This is a genomic window from Stenotrophomonas sp. 96582_Sma (assembly GCF_056480905.1).
Genome location: NZ_CM151122.1, coordinates 4,754,376 through 4,773,068 on the forward strand (window position 1 = coordinate 4,754,376; position 18,693 = coordinate 4,773,068).

14 protein-coding genes and 1 tRNA gene are annotated in these 18,693 nt (G+C 66.5%); 4 read left to right on the forward strand and 11 right to left on the reverse strand.

The window, feature by feature from the left end; translation table 11 throughout:
• Nucleotides 1-13 precede the first annotated feature (13 nt).
• Both ACZK2R_RS22305 and ACZK2R_RS22310 read left to right on the forward strand, forming a co-directional pair.
• Complete coding sequence (locus tag ACZK2R_RS22305; protein WP_180837685.1) at nucleotides 14-1,093, forward strand: alpha/beta hydrolase family protein; 1,080 nt, start codon at nucleotides 14-16, stop codon at nucleotides 1,091-1,093.
• A gap of 54 nt (nucleotides 1,094-1,147) precedes the next feature.
• Nucleotides 1,148-1,819 carry a VOC family protein gene (locus ACZK2R_RS22310; RefSeq protein WP_125895555.1) on the forward strand — a complete coding sequence of 224 codons (672 nt, stop codon included), beginning with the start codon at nucleotides 1,148-1,150 and terminating at the stop codon, nucleotides 1,817-1,819.
• A gap of 1 nt (nucleotide 1,820) precedes the next feature.
• On the opposite strand, the gene ACZK2R_RS22315 is transcribed toward ACZK2R_RS22310, so the two are convergent.
• The 3 genes from ACZK2R_RS22315 to ACZK2R_RS22325 all read right to left on the reverse strand — a co-directional run bounded on the left by ACZK2R_RS22315 (nucleotide 1,821) and on the right by ACZK2R_RS22325 (nucleotide 5,654).
• Complete coding sequence (locus ACZK2R_RS22315) at nucleotides 1,821-3,161, reverse strand: TPM domain-containing protein (RefSeq protein WP_258015771.1); 1,341 nt, start codon at nucleotides 3,159-3,161, stop codon at nucleotides 1,821-1,823.
• Nucleotides 3,162-3,229: 68 nt separating this feature from the next.
• Nucleotides 3,230-5,068 carry a M3 family metallopeptidase gene (locus ACZK2R_RS22320; protein ID WP_180837684.1) on the reverse strand — a complete coding sequence of 613 codons (1,839 nt, stop codon included), beginning with the start codon at nucleotides 5,066-5,068 and terminating at the stop codon, nucleotides 3,230-3,232.
• Nucleotides 5,069-5,141: 73 nt separating this feature from the next.
• A complete protein-coding gene (locus tag ACZK2R_RS22325) occupies nucleotides 5,142-5,654 on the reverse strand; it encodes a hypothetical protein (RefSeq protein WP_180837683.1) in 513 nt (170 codons plus the stop codon).
• Nucleotides 5,655-5,736: 82 nt separating this feature from the next.
• Here ACZK2R_RS22325 and ACZK2R_RS22330 point away from each other — a divergent pair, with 82 nt between their 5' ends.
• Nucleotides 5,737-6,363: a YiiX/YebB-like N1pC/P60 family cysteine hydrolase gene (locus tag ACZK2R_RS22330; RefSeq protein ID WP_180837682.1), complete on the forward strand. Its 627-nt coding sequence runs from the start codon at nucleotides 5,737-5,739 to the stop codon at nucleotides 6,361-6,363.
• 54 nt (nucleotides 6,364-6,417) lie between these two features.
• Here ACZK2R_RS22330 and ACZK2R_RS22335 read toward each other — a convergent pair whose 3' ends face one another.
• The 3 genes from ACZK2R_RS22335 to ubiA form a co-directional block, all read right to left on the reverse strand.
• Nucleotides 6,418-6,579, reverse strand: coding sequence for a hypothetical protein (locus tag ACZK2R_RS22335; protein ID WP_010482135.1), 162 nt, complete (start codon nucleotides 6,577-6,579; stop codon nucleotides 6,418-6,420).
• Between the two features lie 272 nt (nucleotides 6,580-6,851).
• Entirely contained in the window at nucleotides 6,852-8,276 is a 1,425-nt protein-coding gene (locus ACZK2R_RS22340; protein ID WP_180837681.1) for a short-chain fatty acid transporter, read from the reverse strand.
• 166 nt (nucleotides 8,277-8,442) lie between these two features.
• Entirely contained in the window at nucleotides 8,443-9,336 is an 894-nt protein-coding gene (gene ubiA / locus ACZK2R_RS22345) for a 4-hydroxybenzoate octaprenyltransferase (protein WP_180837680.1), read from the reverse strand.
• Nucleotides 9,337-9,485: 149 nt separating this feature from the next.
• On the opposite strand from ubiA, the gene ACZK2R_RS22350 reads away from it, so the two are divergent.
• A tRNA-Arg gene (locus tag ACZK2R_RS22350) sits at nucleotides 9,486-9,562 on the forward strand.
• A 51-nt stretch (nucleotides 9,563-9,613) separates the two neighbouring features.
• On the opposite strand, the gene ACZK2R_RS22355 is transcribed toward ACZK2R_RS22350, so the two are convergent.
• The 5 genes from ACZK2R_RS22355 to ACZK2R_RS22375 all read right to left on the reverse strand — a co-directional run bounded on the left by ACZK2R_RS22355 (nucleotide 9,614) and on the right by ACZK2R_RS22375 (nucleotide 18,535).
• Nucleotides 9,614-10,075, reverse strand: a complete 462-nt coding sequence (locus ACZK2R_RS22355) for an adhesin (RefSeq protein ID WP_125895559.1) — start codon at nucleotides 10,073-10,075, stop codon at nucleotides 9,614-9,616.
• Nucleotides 10,072-10,491, reverse strand: coding sequence for a hypothetical protein (locus ACZK2R_RS22360; RefSeq protein ID WP_180837679.1), 420 nt, complete (start codon nucleotides 10,489-10,491; stop codon nucleotides 10,072-10,074). The genes ACZK2R_RS22355 and ACZK2R_RS22360 overlap by 4 nt, the downstream gene beginning before the upstream one ends.
• Before the next feature lie 154 nt (nucleotides 10,492-10,645).
• Nucleotides 10,646-12,001 (reverse strand): Gfo/Idh/MocA family protein, encoded by a 1,356-nt coding sequence (locus tag ACZK2R_RS22365; protein WP_180837678.1) that lies wholly within the window; start codon nucleotides 11,999-12,001, stop codon nucleotides 10,646-10,648.
• Between the two features lie 65 nt (nucleotides 12,002-12,066).
• Nucleotides 12,067-15,042: a TonB-dependent receptor domain-containing protein gene (locus tag ACZK2R_RS22370; RefSeq protein WP_180837677.1), complete on the reverse strand. Its 2,976-nt coding sequence runs from the start codon at nucleotides 15,040-15,042 to the stop codon at nucleotides 12,067-12,069.
• Nucleotides 15,043-15,175: 133 nt separating this feature from the next.
• Entirely contained in the window at nucleotides 15,176-18,535 is a 3,360-nt protein-coding gene (locus ACZK2R_RS22375) for a TIM-barrel domain-containing protein (protein ID WP_180837676.1), read from the reverse strand.
• Nucleotides 18,536-18,693 lie beyond the last annotated feature (158 nt).

Sequence of the window (18,693 nt, forward strand, 5' to 3'; positions counted from 1 at the left end):
CAAGGAGTTGAGGATGCGCATGACAGCCACTGTGATGGGAATGATGCTGATGGCCTCCGCGGGGGCCGCCAGCGCTGGCGAGCCTTGGAAAGCAGGCGAACGCCACGGCACCACCACAGTGGCCAGCGCCGCGGTTCGCGATGCGCAGCATCGCGACGCCCTGCGCTACACGGTCTGGTATCCCGCGCCCGCTGGCAGCACGGAAACCGCCCTGACCATCGGTCCGCCCGATGCGCCGCTGTTCGACGTCGGCCGCTCAGCCACGGATGCCCCGATCGCGGGCAAGCGCCTGCCGACCCTGCTGCTCTCCCACGGCAACGGCGGCAGCGCGCGCATGATGGGCTGGTTGGGCACGGCATTGGCGCGCGCCGGGTATCTGGTAATCGCGGTCGATCATCCCGGCAACAACGGCGTGGACGAGATGACCCTGCCCGGCAGCGTACTGAGCTGGTTGCGTGCGGATGACCTGCGCGCGGCACTCGCTGCAGTACAGGCCGATCCGCTGCTGGGTCCGCATGTCGACCCTGAGCGACTGGGTGTGGCCGGGTTCTCGGCCGGAGGCTACACCGCGCTGCTGGCCGCCGGTGCACGCCCCGACCTGCAGCGGCTGTTGGCCTTCTGCCGCGCGCACCCGGATGACGGCGTCTGCCGGCCACAACAGGAAACCGCCACGCACACGATGGACGCGCGTGTTGCCGCTGCGGGCTCACCCGCGATGTCTCCCTGGATCTCCCACGCCAACGACTCGCGCGCGATCCCCGGCGTGCGTGCGGCATTCCTGCTGGCACCCGCGATCGTGCAGGCGTTCGCGCCCGAGCAGCTGTCCTCGCTGAGGCAGCCAGTGTCGATCGTGCTGGGCGAGGCTGACACGGTTGCGCCACCGCAGAGCAATGGCGAGGCTGCACAGACACTGATTCCGGGCGCTGTGCTGCAGCGTCTGCCGGATGTCGGTCACTACGACTTCCTGGCGGCCTGTACAGCGGTTGGTGTGCAGAGGCTGCCCGAGCTCTGCAGCAGTTCGGTTCCGATGGCGGACACCCACGCGCAGGCAGTGGATGCCGCGGTGCGATTCTTCGCCGAAGCACTGCGGTAGTGGCCGCCGGGCATGGCCCGGCGCTACAGTGGGCGCATCCACGGAGGATCGGCCATGCGCCTGCTTCACCTCACCCTGCCAGTGTCCGACGTCACCACCGTCGCCGCGTATTTCCACGATGTGCTGCAGCAGCGCGTGGTCGGAAATCATGTGCACATCGGCTGGAGCACGATCGAACTGCAGCCGGCGGCTGATCATCCGGTCGGTGGCGTGCACCTGGCCTTCAACGTCGCGGACAACCGCTTCGGCGAGGCGATGACCTGGTTGCGTGAACGCACGCCACTGCAGCGCAATCCGGCGGGACTGGACTACTTCGCGCTGGAAAGCAGCTGGCAGTCGCAGTCGGTGTACTTCACTGGTCCTGACGGCCTGATCCTGGAACTGATCGGCCGCCGCCGTTTGCCGGCCAGTACGCGTCAGGGCGCCTTCCACGGCAGCGAACTGACCTGCCTGAGCGAAGTCGGCCTGCCCAGCCACGATGTCGACGCTGTGCGCGAACAGTCCAGCCTGCGGTTCGGCCTGCAACCGATCAGCCCGCCGTCGCCGCAGTTCGCGCCGATGGGCGACGATGAGGGCCTGCTGATCGTGGTTGCGGCGGATCGTCGCTGGTTCCCCGAGCAGAAGGACCTGCCGAACGCGCGCGGCTTGCAGCTGCAGGTCGGCGACGTCGCCGGCCCGGGTGTTGTGGAGGACGCCTCGCTCGGCTGGCGGGTGCAGGCGACCTGAACTACCAGCTGCCGGACGCGCCGCCTCCGCCGCTGCGGCCGCCGCCTCCAGACCAGCTGCTGGAACTGCTCGACGACGAACTCGACGAGGACGACGAACGGGACGACGTGCGTTCGCGGGAGGATGAAACCCGGCCACGTGCGCGCTCGCCCGGCAGCATGGTGAACAACCACACGAAGTACAGCAGTACGCCGCACACCCCGGACACGATCATTGCCAGCAGCCGTGGATCGTCACCTTCGGCACGATGGATCGCCAGCAACGCGCCCGCGGCATAGCCGAGGGTCAACAGCACCAGCACCGTCATGCGCACGACGAAGCTGCCGCGATTCTTCTTCCAGCGTGTGCGGCAGGCCTGCACCAGCAGGAACACCATCAGGGTGACAACGCCCGCAGCGACCTGCAGCAGCAGGTGCCGGGCCAGGCTCGGTGGCAGCTGGCCACGCAGCAGCGCCTGCACAAGGAAGAGCACGCTGAGCATCAGCATCCCGCACAGCACGATGCGCACACCTCGACTGCGGCGCCAGCACCAGCCCAGCAGGGTCGCCACCGGCACACCCAGCGCCAGCACGAAGCACAGGCCCGGCAGCACATGGCGTGGCAGCAGCAGCGCCACGGAGAGCATGCCCGCACCCACAACAGCGGTCACCAGCATCGGGCGCCCCCAGGCCGGCAAGGTCGGCCAGGTTGGTTTTGGTGCCGATGCATTGGCGGCCAGTGCCTTGCGCCGCCGCTCCCGACGGCTGCCGCTGAAATCGTCCTCGGTCTTCGCCGGCGGGAGGGGCGGCGGCGAGCGCCACAGCCCGGCCAGGAAACCGGCCAGCAGGGTCAACGCCACCACCGAGTCTGCGCGTCGCCAGTCCGCAGGCAGCACATTGCTGGCCGACGGTTCTTCCCATGCCGGCAGGTCCTCGCCATCGATCAGCGCCATCATGATCTTCGTGCCATCGAGCACGCCCTGGTCGACATCGCCCTCACGGAAGCGCGGCACGATCGCGTTGTCGATGATGCGAGCGGCGTACGCGTCCGGTAGCGCTCCTTCCAGGCCATAGCCGGTCTGGATGCGCACGCGGCGGTCCTGCACCGCCACCAACAGCAGCACACCATCGTCGACACCGGCGCGCCCCAGCTGCCACTGATCGAACACCCGCTGTGCATAGGCCTCGATGCCTTCGCTGCCCACGCTGGGTACCACCAGCACCTGCAGCTGTGCACCTTTCCGCGCCTGCAGCTGCAGCGCCTGCGTGCGCAACGTGGCGCGGGTGTCGGCGGACAACGCGTTGGCGGCATCCACCACCGGATCGTCCAGCGCAGGTATCGGGGTGACCGCCAGCGCTGCCATCGGCAGCAGGCACAGCAGCAACAGCAGCCACACGGTGGCGGCCGCCTGCTGCAAGGGGCGCGCCGGGTTCACGTACCCTGCCCTGCCTCGATCTGCGCATGCAGCGCCTGCAGCTGCGCCGCCGTCTGGTTGAACACCTGCAGATCGGCATCCACCAGGGCCGCCCAGTCAGGCGCGTGCCCCAGCAGTTGCGCCACCTGCTCGCTCGGCGCGCGGTCGAAGCCCTCGCCAAGCACGGCAAGATAGCGCTCACGGAACCCTTCGGGGTCGCGCTGGTCCTGCACGTACAGCTGCACGGCCAGCAGCCCCGCATACAGGTAGTTCACCAGATAATTCGGGTCTTCATACATCAGACGCTTGCCGATCCAGGTGTTGCGCAGCTGCGGGTAGCGCTCCGGTTGCTGGCCGAAGCGCGCCAGCACCTGCCCGGTCAGCGCGTCCAGGTCATCGGCGGTGCCCAGCGTGCCGGCGGCCACGCCCCGATAGATCGACTGCTCCAGCTGCGCTTCCTCGGAAGAGGTGAACAGCTGCAGCACCATGTCGTCCAGCAGCGATTTCAGGTAATAGGCTTTGGCGCGCGGATCCTCTGCCTGCTGGTACAGCTGGTCGCGGAAGCGCAGCTCGTTGTAGATCGCGAACGCCTCGGTCAGCCACTGGCTGCCATTGCGCTGCAGCGGCGACGCATGACCGCGCTGCATCCACTCGCCGTGCACGGCATGACCGGCTTCATGGGCGATCTCGACGTCGCTTTCCAGATCACCACGGCGCAGGCCAACGAACAGCATTGCCGGCACACCGGGAGCGCTCACCGGGAACGCGTCCTGGCTGCGGTCACCACGTTCGGTGGCCAGATCCATGCGCTGGTTGGCCGGATCGAGCAGCGCGCGCAGTTCGGCGACGTACGCCGGCCCCAGGTGCTGCATGGCATCGGCGGCATTGTCACGCAGCTGCGTCAATGTCAGCACTGGTGGCGTATAGCCGGCATCGGGCACGGTGGTATCCCAGATCTGCGGCGCGTCGATGCCGGATCGCGCAGCGTGGCGCAGCAGCATGTCCTGGTAGGCACGGCGGTCCCCGGCGTGCTGTTCGATCGCCACCAGCGTTGCATCCACTGCGGCAGTATCCAGGCCCATGCGCTGGTAGCCATATGCCGGCGCCGAGCCGTCACCCTGCAGGCGTGCGGCGGCGTCATTCACCTGCACCAGCCCCAGCAGCACCGAGGCCATCGGCTCACGGCGCGAGTGCAGCCCCTGCCAGTAGCCCTTCCAGCCGGCCTCGCGCAGGGCGCGGTCGGGCTGCTGGGCCAGCAGCTGCTTGTCGCGTCCGGTGTCCCAGTGACGACCGCCGTGCTCGATCTGCGGATACTCGGCGCTGCGCAGGATCTGCCCGCGCAGGCGCGCGAAGCTGTCCAGCGCCGGATCGGCCAGTGCCTCCACGGCCTCATCCAGCGCGGCGTTGGCCGGGGTGGCAGCCTCCTTCAGCGCCCGAGTGCGCAGGAAGCCATACGGTGCTGCCCACGCCGCATCTGCGGGCGCCTCGCGCAGTGCGGCGCGACCACTGCGAGCGATGCGGCTGCACAGCCCCGCTGCCTGCTCCATCGCCTGTGCCGGGCGAAGATCGCGCGCGTTGCGGGCGGACTGCAGATGCAGGTAGCCGAGATGCCGCAGGCACTGCGCCTCCAGTGCCTCGGCCTGCTGGAAGCGTTCCGCCGGTGCGAGGGTGGACGCCTGCTGCAGGGCCTCGACGCGCTTGCCCAGCGCGTCGCGCGCGGTCTGTTCGGACGCGGCGCTGGCGAAGTAGGTGCGGTCATCGGCATGCACCGACTGTGCCTGCGCGCCGCTGAAGGGGGCTATCGCCAATACGGCGGCAATGGCGGCGGTGGTGGTGCGCTTCCTGAAAGCCTGCATCGGCGTCTCCCTGCCTGGACCAGGGATCGAGCCTAGCAGCCGCTGGCCCGCCGCGCCTGTGCCGGATCAGCCATCAGATCGACTCATCCTCACGCTTGACCAGCGTCCAGCACGGCGCCTGCGCGAAGGTGTAGGTCTGCTGGTCGCTGCTGTCCGGCGTACGGATCTGCACCTGCCGCTGTCCATCGGCCAGGGGGCTGACCTGCATTTCGCGGCCCTGCCCGGCCAATGCGGCGGGATCAGGCATCACCGGCCACTCGACATCGGCCAGCGCCAGCCGGCTTTCCACCTTGCGCGGTTCCGGCTCGGCCTCTGCATCGATGTAGCTGTCCAGCAGCGGATCGGCGGTGGTCTTTTCCTGCAACGCGATCTCGTTGCCGAAATGCTTCAGGAACGTATCGAATTCCGGGTAGAGGCATTCACCGCGTGCAGCCACAGCTGTGGGCTCGGCGGGGGTGGTCGCCGGCGCCGCTGCGGCAGGTGAGGCTTCGGTCGCGGTCTGCAGTGCCTGCGGCGCTGGCGCACAGGCTGCCAGCACCGCGCTACAGGCAAGCATCAACGGTGCGGCAGAACGGTATCGACACATGGGCTCATCCTGAATCCGGTCCGGTCGCTCCATGCTACCGCGCACCCTACAATTCCGGCATTCCGCCTGTCCGAGAGTCCTCATGCATCGCCTCCTGCTCCTGATCGGCCTGCTGCTGCCTGCCCTGTGGCCGGCGGTGGCGAGGGCCGTCGATGTCCACGAAGGCGACCTGCTGTTCGTCACTGCCGGCCGCAGCGGTCTCAGTGCGGCCATCGACGATGCCACCGGCAAACAGGGCGCGCCCAGCTTCGATCACGTCGCGCTGGTCGCTTCCGCGCCGAAGGGCTGGGAGGTATTGCATGCAGACGAGAAAGGATCGCGCCGGCAATCGCTGGTCGAATTCCGCCAGGAAGCGCGCGCCAAGCAGCGGCAGATCGTGGTCTATCGCCTGCGCGCGCCGCAGCAGGCAGCGATCAAGGATGCGGTCGCGACCGCGCGCACGATGCTGGGCAAGCCGTACAACACGTCGTATGTGTTGAACGAGGACAGCTACTACTGCTCGGACTTCATCGAACGCGCCTTCCGTGCGCACCACGTATTCGCATTGCAGCCGATGAACTTCCGTAACCCGCAGACCGGGGAGATCGCCCAGCACTGGGTGGATCTGTACCGCGGCATGGGCATGGAGGTGCCGCAGGATCAGCCCGGCAGCAATCCGAACGACATGTCGGCGGCGCCGGTGCTGCAGCGCATCGGGGTGCTGGAATAAGCGAAGCCCCGCGCAAGGCGGGGCTTCACCGGCCACTCCGCATGCGCGGCGCGGTCATTCTTCTTCGTCGTGGCCGCCCTGCTGCTGGTTCTGGTTGCGCTTCTGCTGTTCCTGCTGCTGTTGCTGCTGCTGGTCACGGCCACGACCCTGCTGCTGATCCTGCTGGTTCTGCTGGCCCTGTTGCTTCTGGTTCGGGTTCTGGTTCTGCTGTGCCATGTCCGATCTCCAAAGCCACTCGCGGAATGCGGTGGACGTGGCCATCGTCTGCAGCGAATGGTTAATCACGCGTGGGTGGGCGGCTACATCTGTGTGTACGCCTGTGAATGAACGCGCAGAAGCCCTTGTGGCACAAGCGGCTGAAGGATTCATGCGGGTTCGGCATGTGCTCATGCCATCGTCAGCCTGCACGCATTCATGGCGTTCGCCGCCGGAAACACGCGCTGAACAAGGTTGGCTTCCCAACGCACGCAGGGAAGCCAACCCTGCTTTCAGGGCATCACCGGTGGCACATACGCCAGGGTCATGCCCAGCAGCCACAGCAGGCCCAGCACCAACGGAATGTGCACCAGCAGCTGGATGAAGGTGAAGCCCACGATGTCGCGTGCCTTCAGGCCCAGCACGCCCAGCAGCGGCAGCATCCAGAACGGGTTGATCAGGTTCGGCAGCGCTTCGGCCGCGTTGTAGACCTGCACCGCCCAGCCCAGGTGTGCCTTCAGTTCGTTGGCGGCCTGCATCACGTACGGCGCCTCGATGATCCACTTGCCACCGCCGGAGGGCACGAAGAAGCCCAGCACCGCCGAATAGACGCCCATCACCAGTGCGAAGGTATCGGTGCTGGCCACGTGTACGAACAGGCTCGACAGGCGGTGCGCCAACGTCTGCCCATCGCCGCCGGCAGCATGGGTGAGGATCATCGCGATGCCACCGTACAGCGGGAACTGGATCAACACGCCGGTGGTGCTGGGCACCGCCTTGGCCACCGCGTTGAGGAAGCTGCGCGGCCGCCAGTGCAGCAGCAGGCCCAGCGAAATGAACATGAAGTTATAGGTATTGAGGTTGGCGATGGCGGTGACCACCGGCTTGTTGGCGAACTCGTTGAACAGCCAACCGAGCGCCAGCAACGAGAGCAGCACAGTCAGCAGCGGGCTGTATTCCAGCCACTCACCCGGGCGCGTGCGGCGCTGCAGCGGTTCCGGCTCGGCCTGCGCGGCGCCGGGGAAATCCTCAGCGGTACGCGCACTGCCGGCAGCCGGTGCGGTCAGCCAGGCGATCAGCAGCGAAACCAGGATCAGCACCGAGGTCAGCGCGATCGACTGCCACAGGAAGATGGTTTCGGTGAACGGCAGGACGCCGGTGATCTCGACCAGTCCCGGCGGCATGCTGGCCGGGTTGGCCTGCAGCTGCGCGGCCGAGGAACTCAGCCCCATCGCCCACACCGCACCCAGACCGAGATAGGCCGAAGCACCGGCCGCGCGGTAGTCCACGCGCAGTTCGGTACGGCGCGCCAGCGCGCGCACCAGCAGGCCGCCGAACACCAGCGAGAAGCCCCAGCTGAGCAGCGAGGCGAGCATGCTGACCAGCCCCACGTACACCACCGCGCCACGACCGGTGCGTGGTACCCGGGCGAGGAAATCGATGAAGCGTGCGACCACCGGTGCAGTGGCCACGGCATAGCCACCGATGACCACGAAGGCCATCTGCATGGTGAAGGGAATCAGGCTCCAGAAGCCATCACCGAAGGCGCTGGCGGTAGCCTGTGGGGTCGAGCCGAAGCCCATCGCCGCCAGCGCGACGATGACCACGCCCAGCACCGCAAACACGTACGCATCGGGGAACCATTTTTCCGCCCAGGCGGCCGAGCGCAGCGCAGCGCGCGCCATCCAGCCGTCCTGTACTGCTGCCGTCGAGGCCATCGCCTACCCTCCCAGGTTCGATGGATCGATTCTGGGCGGTGAGGTGCAGGCTGTCAGCCACCTATTGGTCGTAGGTGGCGGAATGGTAGTGCCGGCCGCTGGCCGGCAACCTCGGGATCGCACACGGGTGCAGCCGGCCAGCGGCCGGCTCTACCTCACCCTGGGCTCAACGCAGCGCCAGGTCCACGGCGATGCCGGCGAACAGCGCGGCGCCCACCCAGTTGTTGTGCAGGAACGCCTTGAAGCACGGGCCGCGCTCGCGGTTTCGGCAGATCCAGAACTCGTACACCACCAGAATGGTGGCCACCGCCACGCCGGCCAGGTAGTACCCACCCAGCCCGCCGCGCACGCCGACCAGCGCCATGGTCGCCAGGAACAGCGCGTACAGCACGCCCTGGATGACCAGGTCGAGGTCACCGAACAGGATCGCAGTGGAGTGCGAGCCCATCTTCAGGTCGTCCTCGCGGTCGACCATGGCGTACCAGGTGTCGTAGGCGGTGGACCATAGGATGTTGCCGGCATACAGCAGCCAGCCCAGCATCGGCACCTCGCCCTGCACGGCGGCGAACGCCATCGGGATGCCCCAGCCGAACGACATGCCCAGGTAGACCTGCGGCAGATGGGTGTAGCGCTTCAGGTACGGGTAGCTGGCGGCCAGGAACACGCCGATGAAGCTGAGGCCGATGGTCAGCCCGTTCAGGGTCAGCACCAGGCCGAACGCCACCAGCATCAGCACGGCGAACAGTGCCAGCGCGGCACGGCCGCTGATTGCGCCGGTGGCCAGCGGGCGCGCCTTGGTTCGCTCCACGTGCGGATCCAGCCAGCGGTCGGCATAGTCGTTGATGACGCAACCGGCCGAGCGGGTCAGCCACACGCCGGCGGTGAACACGAACAGGGTCCACAGCGGCGGCAGGCCGCCCGCGGCCAGCCACAACGCCCACCAGGTGGGCCACAGCAGCAGCAGCGTGCCGATCGGGCGATCAGCGCGCATCAGACTCCAGTAATGCCGCCAACGCGGCGTCGCCGGCGACTGCGGCGAAGTGAGGGGGGTATCAGCCATGGCGATAGGATACTCCTGCCCCTCCGGCAGGGCTTTGCCCATGGGGGGAGATTTGTTCGGCGAAACTGGATAGAATGCCGGTCCCGCACCGCTTCATGGCGCTGCGATGCCCGCCCCGGCACTGGTCGGTGGCGCGGCGGTTCTACAACGCGCCCGTAGCTCAGCCGGATAGAGTAGTGGCTTCCGAAGCCATTGGTCGGGGGTTCGAATCCCTCCGGGCGCGCCATCTTCCCCTGCTCGTACCCGTCACTCCGGGCCTCTCGCTTGCGCTTCCACGTCAACGCAGCTCAGGAGCGAACGGCATCGAGCGATGTGCGCAACCTTGAAGATCGCGCACGACGATGGAAAGCTCCTGCCCTTTCTGCACCGCACCGGGCAGGAAGGCGCCCTTGCCGTCGTACAGGAAGGTTTCAATTTCACCTCGTGCAACCATCAGGTCCGCAGCCGGCGGCTTGAGCTCTTCCAGAACAACACTGAAGGGACGCCAGGCAAGACCGTGTTCGTCGCGGATATCGGTCGATACCGCGTGTGCATGCGCCTGCCGATCCACGCTGGCCAGTGGCAGTCGTAGTGCCTGCGATCCCTCCGTACTGATCTGGAACCTGCCAAGGACCACGGCATCCACAGTTTCACTGCCGATGTAGGTGATCGTGGCCTCGGGGCACTGCACGGCATCGGCTGGGTGCGATGCACACGCGGCCAGGCTTGCGGTCAGGAGGGCAATGATCGGCCGGATCATGGGCTGGCACCTGGCACGTCGCTACCCTGCCCAGCGTTTGCAGCAGCGCGCGTAGTGGAAGCACCCGGCCTGCGCGCGTAGCTGTAATCCGGATCGCGGCAGGCGCGCATGATCGGACTTCGTGCGTGCCTGATTACGCCGGGGAACCAGCACAACGCCAGCGCCACGGCCCAGATCACAGCCAACCAGAACCATCGGCCCAAGGCACAGGCCCAGATCATGGGCAATGCAGCCAGCAGCACGATGATCTGCGTATGCAGCAGGTAGAGCGTGTGCAGGCCCAAGCGGGGATCCGAGCGCAGCATCACGCCACATCCCCTGCATGCCGTCTTCGCCTGCCGTCTCGATGCGGAAAGCAGCGGGAATCGCTGCCCGGCAGCGCCGCAAAGTGGACAGGTGAAGGTCAGCAGGCGCATCAGGCAAGCTCCTCTCTGTCGATTGACATCAACTGCCGGGCACGAAGCCGAGCCTAGCATGGGCCTGTTAGGGGGCGCCGCAAACAGCAACGCCGGGCATGGCCCGGCGTTGTGTTCGAAACAGTCGAGCATGGCTCGACTCTACAAGAGCGAATCAATACTTGCCGTCAAACGCAAAAATCGGCTTACGCTGCTTCCACGCACCAGCGGTGAAGTCCGGGAACTCCAACGTCTGGAAGCTGTTGGCGATCGACTGCTCGCTGAGCGGCGTGATTGCACTCCAGGTCACGGCGTCATAGATGTCGATCGGCATCGGTGCCTTGGCCTTCAGCGCTTCCACGAACGCATGGATGACGAACCAGTCCATGCCACCATGACCAGCGCTGGCAGCGGTGTCAGCATTCTGCTTCCACAGCGGGTGCTCGTACTCGTCCTGGTACTTCTTGAACTCTTCCCACTGGTGCGGCGGGCTGCGGCCTTCGATGTGGATCGAATGGTTCACGTCCATCCACAGGCCCTTGGTGCCCTGCACGCGGAAGCCCATCGAGTACGGGCGCGGCAGCGAAGTGTCGTGCTGCAGCAGGATGGTCTCACCGTTCTCGCAGGCCAGCGTGGTGGTCACGATGTCGCCCAGCTTGAACTTCACCTTGGTGCTGGGGTGGGTGGTGCCGCCACTCTTGGCCACGGTGTATTCGTGCAGGCCACGCGCCTTGGTCGCGAAAGCGTTGATGTGGGTGAAGCGGTTGCCACGGTTGATGCCGGTATACATCGCGCACGGGCCGATGCCGTGGCTGGGGTACAGCTCGCCGTTGCGCTGCACCGAATGCTCGGTGCGCCAGCGGGCTTCGCTCCAGCCCTTGGGACCGAACTCCACGCCGCTGTCGTAGGGCTGGTTCGGGTCACCGGAATTGAACTTAACGCCGCGCAGGTCGTGCTGGTAGCCGGCCTGCAGGTGCACCAGCTCGCCGAACAGACCCTGGCGCACCATCTGCAGCGCGGCCATCACGTCACGGCGGTAGCAGACGTTCTCCAGCAGCATGTACGGGGTGCCGGTGCTCAGCTGGGTCTTCAGCACGTCCCAGTGATCCTGCAGGGTGATGCCGGCCACTACTTCACAACCCACTGCCACGCCGGCCTGCATCGCAGCAATCGCCATCGGCGCGTGGTACTCCCACGGCGTGGCAATGATCACGCCATCAATGCCCTTCTGTTCCAGCAGGCGCTTCCAGGCATGGGTGTCGCGGTCCTGGCCGTAGGTCTTCGGTGCCGGCTTGCCGGCCTTGCTGACCATCTCCACGGCGCGGCCAAGCATGATCGGCTCGATATCGCAGACGGCGACCACCTCGACGTCGTCGCGGCGCACCAGTTCCTTCAGCAGCACCAGGCCACGCATGCCGGTACCGATCATGGCCAGGCGCACCTTGCGCCCGCGTGCCCAGGCCGGGGTCTGCGGCAGCAGGCTGCTGGCGGCAACAGCGGCACTGGCCGCGATGAATTCCCTACGCTTCATGGCAAACATCTCTCCTCTTGGCAGCGTGCCGACCGAAGCCGGCACGCCAGGTCACGCAAACGGAATTACTTGAACCGGTAGCCGATGGTCACACTGTAACCACGACCGAAGATCGTTGCGTAGTCACTGGAGTCACCCAGGAAGCTGTTCGGGTCGTAGAACGGCAGGCGGTTGAACAGGTTCTTGACCGTGAAGCTCAGATTCCACGCATCATCCGGGCGCCAGGTGACGCTCATGTTGGCGGTCCACCACGACGGTGCACCGTCGCACTTGCTCTTCTGCAGGGCCAGGTAGCCGCCGGTGCAGGTTTCCTTGTTGTTGCTCTTTTCGTCGACCTGGTCGGTGGCCCACTTGGTGCCGCCCACATAGTTGACGAACATGCTGGTGGTGACCTGCTTGTAGGTCCAGTCGGCGTTGAGCGTGGCACGCAGGCGCGGGTTGTTGTAGTAGCCCACCACGTCGCCGTAGTACCAGCCGCTCGCTTCGTCCATGTAGAAGCGGTTTCGGTTGGCGATGGTGGCAGCCAGGCCGATGTTCAGGTTGCCCCAGTCACCCAGCGAGAAGCGGCTGCGCGCGTCGATGTCGAAGCCGTCGATCAGCGTCTTGCCACGGTTCTTGTACTGGCCCACCACGCTGGCCACGTTGCCGGCGGAATAGCCTGGCAGTGCCGACGGGCAGTTCACGCCGCTGGCCGGGTCGGCACACATCGCCGCCAGCTGCGCCAGGTTGGCCCGGTCGCTGTCGGTGATCGGCGAACGCGACGAGGAGATGATGTCTTCCATGCGGCGGTAGTCCGGCGCGACGATTTCATTGTCGCGGTAGATGAACCAGTAGTCGGCCGACACCGACAGCCAGGTTGCCGGCTCGTAGACGAAGCCGAGGGTGGCGATCTTCGCCTTCTCCGGCTTCAGGTCCTTGTTCGGCTGGGTCATGCGTGCCACGGTGCGACTGCAATCGACGTTCAGCATGGTCTTGCCCAGATCGACATCGCCCGGCCGCTGCGACTTCAGCAGCAGGTTGGCGATGGCGTTGGTCTCGTTGCAGCGCAGCTCGTCACGGTAGCCGCCGAGCTGCGCGAACACGCCGCCGTTGCCGGATTCGGCCAGGCTCGGTGCACGGAAACCGGTCGAGTAGGTACCGCGCAGCATCAGCTGATCGAACGCCTGGTACTTGAAGCCGATCTTCGGCGCGACGTTGGCGCTGAAGTTCGGGTACTTGTCCACGCGTACCGCCGCGTCCAGTTCCAGCTTGTCGGTGATCGGCGCCACGGTCTCGGCGAACAGCGCGTAGGTGTTGCGCTTGCCGTCGAACCAGGAGCCGCCCTGCTGGGTGATCAGGCCATTGGCCGCATCGGCGTTGCCCGGGGTATAGAAGGTCTCACGGCTGGCATTGAAGCCGAACGCGGCGCGCATCTCACCAGCCGGCAGCTGGAACAACGGGCCTTCGATCTTGCCGTCCAGGGTGTGCAGGCGGGTCCACGACTGGATGTCGAAGGTCGGGAACGCTTCACGGATCAAGGCAGCGTTGGCTTCGCTGATCTCGCCGAACTTGTACGCCGGGTGGTCTGAGATGATCACGCGGCCGGTACCCGGATCGATCGTGTACGGACCGAAGGCCTTCTCGAAGCCCTTGGTGTTGACGTTGATCGTCTGGTACGTGGTGGAGTGGGTGCCGGCACTGGCGAACGCGGTTTCCCAGTTCCAGTCGCCCCGGTTGCCACGCGCACCGGCCAGCACGCGGTAGCTCTTGTCGGTATTGCGCTGGCCGAAATAGTTCGGGCCGGCATCCTGCAGCAGGTAATTCAGGCCGACCACACCGCCCATCATCGCCTTCATCTGCGGGCTGGCGTGGTTGTACTCGTTGTTCGGGCCCAGGAACGGGTACAGGAACTGGTTGACGGTGTTGCCGGTATTGCGCGAGAACCAGCTGGTCGGGTTGCCGGTGGTGGTGCCGTAGGTACGCGGCGTGCCGCCGTTGGCGCGCAGGTCGATGTCGGTGTAGGTCGCCTCGGCGAAGATCTCGGTGCTGTCACCGACCAGGAAGGTGCCGTTGAGGTAGGCGGTGTTGCGCTCGGACTTGGCACCAGCGTCGATCTCGTTGTTCATCCAGGTTTCCCAGACGCAACGCGGACCGGCCGCTTCACTGGTCAGCACGTTCCGGCAACCCGGCGCAGCTTCCTGCACGCGGCGGCCGGTGACTGGATCGAAGGCGAAGTAAGTGCCCGGATTGAATTCACCCGGCTTGCTGCCCACGCCCAGGCGCAGGTTGTTGAGGTAGTTCGGATTGTTGACGTAGTACTGGTCGGGCCGCTTGTCGTAGAAGTCGCTGAGCGGGATCGCGTCGCGGCGGTACATGTTCACCGCGCCGTAGATGTTGAAGCGGTTCTCGGTCAGGTCACCGAAGCCGGCGGTGATGCTGGCCTGGCGCTCGCCGTAGGAGTCGATGCGCGACGAGGTGTCGTTGGTGAAGCTGACCTCGGCACCCTGGAAGTTGCGCTTGGTGATCACGTTGATCACGCCGGCCACCGCGTCGGTGCCGTACACCGCCGAGGCGCCGTCGGTCAGCACTTCCATGCGCTCGATGGCTGCAGCCGGGATCGCATCGATGTTGACGAACTGGGTCTGGAATCCTGCCGGCGCACCGTAGTACGACAGGCGACGGCCGTTCAGCAGCACCAGCGTGCCCTGTGCGCCGAGGCCACGCAGGTTGGCCTGCGAGGCACCATCGGAGCCGGTGAACAGCGAACGCGCATCCTGCTGCGCCGGGCGTGCGGCCGGCAGATTGTCCAGCACCTGCAGCAGCGTGCGCGCACCCATGTTCTGGATGTCCTGCTTGCTGATCACCTGCACCGGCGAGGCGGTTTCAACGTCGGTGCGGCGGATGTTGGAGCCGGTGACCTCGATGCGGGCCAGGTCGGTGGCCTTGTCCTTGCTCTCCTGGGCGAAGGCAGGAACGGTGACCGACAACAGCACGCCGGCAATGGCCAGCGTCAGCGGAGCGATCGAACGACAGGGGGGACGGTGGTGGCGTGCGGGCAACATCGGGGTTCTCTCCTGGCAGGGGTGCGGCGCAAAAAGTGAGCGCGTGGGCGTTCGGCGGGCAAAACGCTCCCGGGCCACGGCCATGAGGGCCGTAGTCGGAATGGGCGGGGGGAGGAGCGGTGTTACGTTGGAGTCATGGGGCGACGATGCTGGCGGAGTCGCCCTCCTGGCCGATCAGCACGGCATTGGCCCAGTTGGCACAGACCTGGGCGGGTTGGCTGCCCTGCGCACCCAGCGTGCGCAGGCTCAGGGTGGAAAGGCCACGGATGTCCAGCTCCGGCTTGACCACGCCGGGCGCCTTGACCAGGCCGCTGTCGTACAGCAGGCGGTTGTCACCCCAGACCTGGAACTGCAGGCCACCGGCAGTGCGGCAGGCGTCGTCGATGCCGAGGTCGGCGCGCAGCAGGTGCCAGCCTCCCTGCAGACGCAGGTCGATGCGGCTGTTGGCGCCGACGCCCAGGCCACGACGGAACTGCAGGCCGTTCATGCGCATGCCGGCGTCGCCACGGAACGACTGGTCGGTGCGCACCTGGCTGGCCAGCGCGGCCGGCACCGGCAGCTCGGAGAGATAGCGCTGCCGGGCCGGTCGCTCCGGTTCCTGGTGTTCAAGAATGTGGAAGGTGGACAAGGCGATCGGGCCGACATCGCGCGGCTGCAATGCATCGAAGGCGCGGGCGCTGCCCTGTGCGGCGGTCACCATCGGGTCGGTGCTGCTGGCGCCGTCGCCTTCGGGGTTCTGCACGCTCAGCACGCGGAAACGCAGCAGGCGACCCGCGTGGGCCGGGAAGTCGATGCGCTGCACGCCTTCCTTCAGCTGCAGGCGGCCGCGGGCGATCGGCTCGCCCCACTCGCCATTGCTGTCGCCGAGGTAGACCTCGTAGTCGCGTACCTGGCCGTGCTTCCAGTTCTTGTCGTTGCGCGGCGCGATGTCGATGCCGTCGATCATCCTGCGCTCGCCGAAGCCGATCACCCACTCGTGCGCACCGGTGCGCACGGCCTGGTTGCGCACGCTGCGGAACCAGGTGCCCGGATCATCATCGAAGGCATTCTCCAGCGCATGGCCGGGTTCTTCGGCCGGGCGGTTGACCACCAGCAGGCTGTCGGCCGGCAGTTCGCGGCCCAGCACCGGCGCGGCCGGATAGGCATCGTCGGCGGCCGCGGCAGCCACCGCGAAGTCCAGCTGCAACTGCAGCGGCTGGCGGATGTCCTGGGCGGCGGTGCGCACATGCACGGTGCCACGACGCTCCTTGGCATCGAAGTACCAGCCTTCACTGGCGTTGTTGAACGCAGCGGCATCGGCCAGCGCCGGCAGCGCGCGACCACCGGCCTGCACCGCGCGCGGCGCCTGGCGGCTGAGCACGCGCAGGCCATAACGACGCTGCGCCAGCTGGCCGTTGTACTGGCCCTGCACGGCATCAATCTGCACCTGCACCGGGCCGCTGCCCTGCGCCGGCGCCTGCACGCGGATCTGCTGCGTGCTCGATTCGCCCTGCTGGTAGCGGCGGGTGTTGCCGTCGTCTTCGTACAGCGTGTACTGCGACTCGCCCTGCGGGTACAGGTCGAACGTCACTTCATCGAGAGGCTTCTCGCCATCGAACAGCATCGACGGGTACATCGGCAGGATCGCACCGGCACGCACGAACACCGGCAGCGTGGCCAGGTCCACCTGGCGGTCGAGCTGGCGGCCATCGGCGGCGGCCTGCACGCGGCGGCCATCCCAGTAGTCGATCCAGCCGCCGGCAGGCAGGTGGATGTCGCGGCGCCAGCCACGGCTTGCGGCCTGGCTGCGATACACCGGCGCCACCAGCAGGTCGCGGCCGAGCAGGAACTGGTACTTGTAGGTTTCATCCTGCGCATGCGGATCGCGCGGGTTGTCCCACATCAGGCCACGCACCGGCGGTGCGCCAGTCTGCGCAGCCTCGTGCACCAGCCCGTACATGTACGGGGTCAGGCGCATCTTCAACTTCAGGTAGTCGCGGTTGATGCTGCGGTAGGGCTCGTCGTACCACCACGGGTGCTTGCGCGCGTTCGACGACCAGCCGCTCATGCCCATCAGCACCGGGGTGAAGGCCTTCCACTGCAGGTCGCGGGTGAAGGTCTCGGCGCTGCCGCCGAAGATCGCATCGACGTCGCCGCTGGCGTAGGCCATGCCGGACAGGCCCGAACCGACCAGCGTCGGTACGTGCCAGCGGATGTAGTCCCAGCTGCTGCTCTGGTCGCCGGTCCATGCCACCGCATAGCGCTGGATGCCGGCCCAGCCCATCACCGTCCACAGGAACGGGCGCGAATCGGAATTGTCGAGGATGCCATTGAATGCCTGGCGGTTGGCGTCCATTGCGAACTGGTAGCCCTTGCCGGTCCAGGCCACGTCCAGCTTCTGCACGCGGCTGCCGGCCTTGCCCACTTCCCAGGCGATCTTGTCGACGCCGTTCTCCGTCCACAGACCGGTGCGGAAACCGTACTTGGCCAAGCCCTTCACCGTTTCCGGCAACTGCTTGTAACCGCAGCCGTAACCATCATTGGGCAGGATCCAGCCACCGGGCATGTCGTGGGCGCGGTACTGCTTGGCCACGCTGTCGATCACATCCGGGGTGGTGCCGGTCGGGCCGTCGCTCCAGCCTTCGGGCACGGTGCCGGGCTTCTTGCTGTTGTCGCCGTCGTTGTAGCAATCGGCATCGCCGTAGGACAGCGCCCAGCGCGCCACCATGTTGGGGCGGCCGGTCAGCTGGGTGTAGCGCTCGATCAGTTTCGGCAGGTCGGCGCCGACGAAGTAGTACGCATCGAAGCGGTCTTCGCGGTGCAGCAGCGTGGCCTGGTCGGCCTCGCGCAGATCGTAGCTGCCATCACTCCAGGTATTGCGCAGCATGCCCCAGCCACGGCTGCTCAGCAGCATCGGCGCCGGGCTGGGGCGGTCGCCCTCTTCCCAGCCGCCGGAGTAGGACACTTCCAGCTCGCGGCCCTTGAACTGGTAACGGCCGTTCTGCTGGCCGCCACCGTAATAGCCTTCATCGGCCTGCGAGGACAACACCTGCACGCTCTGCGTGGCATCCAGGTCCAGCGGCTGCAGCTCCTGCCAAAGGGCGGTGGGTTGGCCGTTGTCCAAGCGCTCCAGACGCAGGCGCAGCGGCTGCCGTTGTACATGCAGCACCAGTGCATCGGTGCGCACGCGGATTTCCTGCACGTCCTCTTCCAGCTGCGCCCGCACGTTCGCGTTGGGCTGCGGCAGTACGATCGGTGCGGCCTTGTCACCTGCACCGGTGAGCTTGCCGTTGCGGCCGGCCTGCACGCGGATGATGTCGGTGGCCGGCAGTTCGATGCGGATGCGCGCGCCCTTGTCGGTCTGCAGATCCCAGCCCTGCACGCCGTCGCGGCTGGCGCTGGCGCTGACCGAACGCAGGTTGCCGACGGGCTCGGCCCGGGCCGGCATGGACGCCAGCATCAATGCCGGCAACAGGGCCAGCATCAGCGGCGAGCGACGAACGCAGATTTCCACGCGGACTCCCAACCCGTTCGCCGGGCGTTTCGAAAGCGATTGGGCCGACTCTAGGGCAGCGATTCGAAAGATGTCAACAAATTGAAAGGAAAAAGGAAGATATATTCCATTGAAACGAAAGTTGTTGCGCCGCAATACTTTGTGTAAACGCTTGCAGG

What these genes read in the sequence shown, in the direction of transcription:
- ACZK2R_RS22310 (WP_125895555.1), top strand. Translation starts at nt 1,148, where the DNA reads ATGCGCCTGCTTCACCTCACCCTGCCAGTGTCCGACGTCACCACCGTC.
- ACZK2R_RS22320 (WP_180837684.1), bottom strand. Translation starts at nt 5,068, where the DNA reads ATGCAGGCTTTCAGGAAGCGCACCACCACCGCCGCCATTGCCGCCGTA.
- ACZK2R_RS22335 (WP_010482135.1), bottom strand. Translation starts at nt 6,579, where the DNA reads ATGGCACAGCAGAACCAGAACCCGAACCAGAAGCAACAGGGCCAGCAG.
- ACZK2R_RS22340 (WP_180837681.1), bottom strand. Translation starts at nt 8,276, where the DNA reads ATGGCCTCGACGGCAGCAGTACAGGACGGCTGGATGGCGCGCGCTGCG.
- ACZK2R_RS22325 (WP_180837683.1), bottom strand. Translation starts at nt 5,654, where the DNA reads ATGTGTCGATACCGTTCTGCCGCACCGTTGATGCTTGCCTGTAGCGCG.
- ACZK2R_RS22330 (WP_180837682.1), top strand. Translation starts at nt 5,737, where the DNA reads ATGCATCGCCTCCTGCTCCTGATCGGCCTGCTGCTGCCTGCCCTGTGG.
- ubiA (WP_180837680.1), bottom strand. Translation starts at nt 9,336, where the DNA reads ATGGCTGATACCCCCCTCACTTCGCCGCAGTCGCCGGCGACGCCGCGT.
- ACZK2R_RS22360 (WP_180837679.1), bottom strand. Translation starts at nt 10,491, where the DNA reads ATGCGCCTGCTGACCTTCACCTGTCCACTTTGCGGCGCTGCCGGGCAG.
- ACZK2R_RS22305 (WP_180837685.1), top strand. Translation starts at nt 14, where the DNA reads ATGCGCATGACAGCCACTGTGATGGGAATGATGCTGATGGCCTCCGCG.
- ACZK2R_RS22355 (WP_125895559.1), bottom strand. Translation starts at nt 10,075, where the DNA reads ATGATCCGGCCGATCATTGCCCTCCTGACCGCAAGCCTGGCCGCGTGT.
- ACZK2R_RS22365 (WP_180837678.1), bottom strand. Translation starts at nt 12,001, where the DNA reads ATGAAGCGTAGGGAATTCATCGCGGCCAGTGCCGCTGTTGCCGCCAGC.
- ACZK2R_RS22315 (WP_258015771.1), bottom strand. Translation starts at nt 3,161, where the DNA reads ATGGCAGCGCTGGCGGTCACCCCGATACCTGCGCTGGACGATCCGGTG.
- ACZK2R_RS22370 (WP_180837677.1), bottom strand. Translation starts at nt 15,042, where the DNA reads ATGTTGCCCGCACGCCACCACCGTCCCCCCTGTCGTTCGATCGCTCCG.